This window comes from Thermodesulfovibrionales bacterium (assembly GCA_035622735.1).
Classification (GTDB): Bacteria; Nitrospirota; Thermodesulfovibrionia; order Thermodesulfovibrionales; family UBA9159; genus DASPUT01.
The window spans coordinates 1-2,983 of sequence record DASPUT010000147.1; the positions used below are offsets into that span (position 1 = coordinate 1).

Annotated in this window: 4 protein-coding genes; 1 reads left to right on the forward strand and 3 read right to left on the reverse strand. The window is 53.7% G+C overall.

All coding sequences use genetic code 11. The features are described 5' to 3' along the window. The coding region (gene nhaA / locus VEI96_07840; GenBank protein ID HXX57898.1) for a Na+/H+ antiporter NhaA at positions 1-1,040 on the forward strand (1,040 nt) is incomplete at its 5' end. A 43-nt stretch (positions 1,041-1,083) separates the two neighbouring features. Here the strand turns inward: nhaA and VEI96_07845 are convergent. The 3 genes from VEI96_07845 to VEI96_07855 form a co-directional block, all read right to left on the reverse strand. After that, entirely contained in the window at positions 1,084-1,980 is an 897-nt protein-coding gene (locus VEI96_07845) for a hypothetical protein (GenBank protein HXX57899.1), read from the reverse strand. A gap of 41 nt (positions 1,981-2,021) precedes the next feature. Further along, a complete protein-coding gene (locus VEI96_07850; GenBank protein HXX57900.1) occupies positions 2,022-2,198 on the reverse strand; it encodes a hypothetical protein in 177 nt (58 codons plus the stop codon). Between the two features lie 11 nt (positions 2,199-2,209). Further along, the coding region (locus VEI96_07855) for a radical SAM protein (GenBank protein ID HXX57901.1) at positions 2,210-2,983 on the reverse strand (774 nt) is incomplete at its 5' end.

A 2,983-nucleotide genomic window follows, 5' to 3' on the forward strand; every position in this document is an offset into this window, starting at 1 on the left:
CTTCTCCGAAGAGGGCCCTCTTGCCCGTCGGCGCTGCTTTCGGAGGCATGGTCTTCCCCGCACTCATCTACCTTGCGTTTAATCACGGAACAGCGACGGTCCACGGATGGGGCATAGCCATGGCGACGGATATCGCCTTTGCGCTGGGCGCCCTCTTTCTCCTCGGGAAGAAGATACCCGTTGGGCTCAGGGTCTTCCTCTCGGCTCTCGCAATCGTTGACGACCTCGGGGCTGTTGTCGTGATCGCACTCTTCTATACGGGGACGATCAATATGTCCTTTTTCATGCTCGGCATTGCGGCGTTCGTCCTCATGGTGATTGCGAATCTCCTGTGGGTCAGGAGGACAGTCGTGTACGCACTGCCCGGTATCATACTCTGGTACGCCTTCCTCGGGTCAGGTGTCCATGCCACGATCGCGGGGGTTCTCGTAGCGATCTGCATTCCCGCCAGGGGGAAGTACGACACCGACAAGTTTCTCCGGGAGGTCAACAGGTGTCTGGGGGAATTCCACTGCTCCCCGGACGGCTGCGGCTACTCTATCCTTCTGAACGAGAAACACCGGGATGCGGTGCAGTCGATCGAACTTGCCTGCCATCACGTAGAGACTCCGCTTCAGCGTCTCGAGCATGCGCTGCATCCGTGGGTAGCCTATCTCGTGATTCCCCTCTTTGCCGTCGCCAACGCAGGGTTAACGTTCGTGAGAATTGACCTCGCAGAGGCATTGACCTCACCGGTGACCCTGGGGGTAATCTTCGGCCTACTCTTCGGCAAACCTCTCGGCATTGTCCTCTTCTCTTATTTATTAGAGAAGGCGAATCTGTCGTCCCTGCCGACAGGCGTCGGCTGGCCGCATATCATCGGAGCCGGTATTCTCGGGGGGATAGGGTTCACGATGTCGCTCTTCATCACGTCGCTCTCTTTCAGCGATCCCTCAGTGCTCGATTTCGCCAAAGTGGGGATCCTTCTCGGTTCTTTCCTGTCGGGGATAGTCGGTATCGCTTTTCTCTACATATTTTCAGTCGGGCGGAAGAGGGATTGAATCTCCGGAAATTCCGGCGGCGATCCCCTGGGCAATCCGATGCCTATTTTCGCCCGAAGGAGTGATCCAAAAAGTCTGCCACCTCAGCACTCGGCTTAAAAGAGAGTTCGTAGGCCGGGACGAGGGAAATCAGGTCTTCACAGAATATGAGAAGGCTGTCCACTATTTTCCGGTCGTACCAGGGGATGGAAGTCACGGGGAGAAGCCGCTCAAAGGCCTCTTTCCGGCTCAGCTCTCTCAGCCTGTTTTCACTTCCGTGGGACAGGAAGAAGAGACAAGCAAGGGGAGAATTCTTGTTCTCCGCTATGTCCGCCTCTCCCGGCCAGGGAGTTCCGAATACCTTATACGCATGATCAGTCTTTCTGATTACGATGCGGTCGTCGCTGAGGAACTGCACATTCTTGCGATCGGAAAATTGCCGCGAAAGTGTGCTCTTTCCCGCACCGGAGCGACCGAGGAATGCATATCCACGTCCATTGATCTTTGCAGCAGCGGCATGGATCAGTGCCCCCTTTTTTCCCGCCAGGAAATACATGAGGAGAATCTGGTCGAGAGGGTACCGTACCGGATTCGAGAGTATGGAGCCGTCAGCGCCTTCATGTATTAATACGTCGCTGCAGTATACAGTCACCTTCGAGATGTCCCGATTGAACCGGGCTATCCAAACAGGCTGTTTATGAAGGTCGGCAGGACTGAGTACCGCAAAATACTCGCTCCCTCGCCGTAACATCGACCACGATTGGCCGCTGTCAAAGATCTTCGTCAGTCCTTTTGTCTCGGGCATCCCCTTCAATTCGAGGATGACATCGATATCGGCGGAATGAGGGGAATTTCTTTTCGCGAAAAGGAATGACTGATAGGCCGGATCAAGTTCCTGAAGTGAAAGGGATTGCCGGCAGCGTACCGAAACGCTCACGTCGGCAACCTTCATCCTTATCAAATCTGTCGCCTTTTCTTGCCTTCGCAAAGGCTGTTAAGACCTCAGGAGCCGATTGTCGATGAACACACACCGGCCAGGCAGCCACTGCCGGCAACACCTTTCGGATCACCGAACCGTGTCTTACAGCCCGTACTCAGCACCTCTTCAGCGACAAGTTCGATAACTCTCAGCCTCGGTTTTTCATAAGACTGCTTCTTTTTTTTCTCTTTATGTTGCATCTTCATCTCCCTCATAGACTGATGTCATGTATCCGGCTGAAGCGATTCTTTCCCATTGCACAGAGGTATTCTGAACGGGCATCCTCCGCCCCATTCTCGAACTCAAAAAAAGCCGGACAAAAACCGCATAAGTCTTTTCTGTCGCAGTGATAGCAGGCGAAGTCCTTTCTTGCCTTCTTATTCCTTATGCCGGATATGATGCCGTTCCACCCCGACAGGAAACTCCCTTTAGACAGGTCGTATCTCATATTCCTCGTCATAAGGCACGGCTGCAAATAGCCATAGGGATCAATATGAAATCCGGTGAGCCCGGCACCGCATTGATAAAGGCTATCAGTCGGAGCCCACTCCTGCCGGGTCCTCATGTAGTCTTTCCAGACGCGTGCCCTTTCCCGGTCAGAGAATTCCTTATCGACCGCATCCGACGGGGCAACCCTGAGATTCAACGGGCTCTTATCCCCATTTGCGCAAGGAAATATCGCCGCGTCGAAACGGAATTTTACGCCAAATTCCCTCGCCATGTCTTCTATATCGGCAAACTCATGACTGTTCATGGTCATAAGAATCGTCTTCAGCCTTACCCGTATTTTGCCGCCCAGGAGCCTTTTGATGCCGTCCAGACAACGTTCGTATGAACCGGCCACACCCGTAATGTTTTCATACGTCGCTGCGGTAGCGCCGTACAGGCTTATCTCTACAACGTGGGGCGGCAGATTCTGAAAGAGCGCGAGGATGCTGTCGGTAATCAATGTTCCATTCGTGAAAACCGTGACCAATAACCCCTT

Coding starts and splice junctions, on each gene's coding strand:
- VEI96_07850 (HXX57900.1), bottom strand. CDS start 2,198: ATGCAACATAAAGAGAAAAAAAAGAAGCAGTCTTATGAAAAACCGAGG.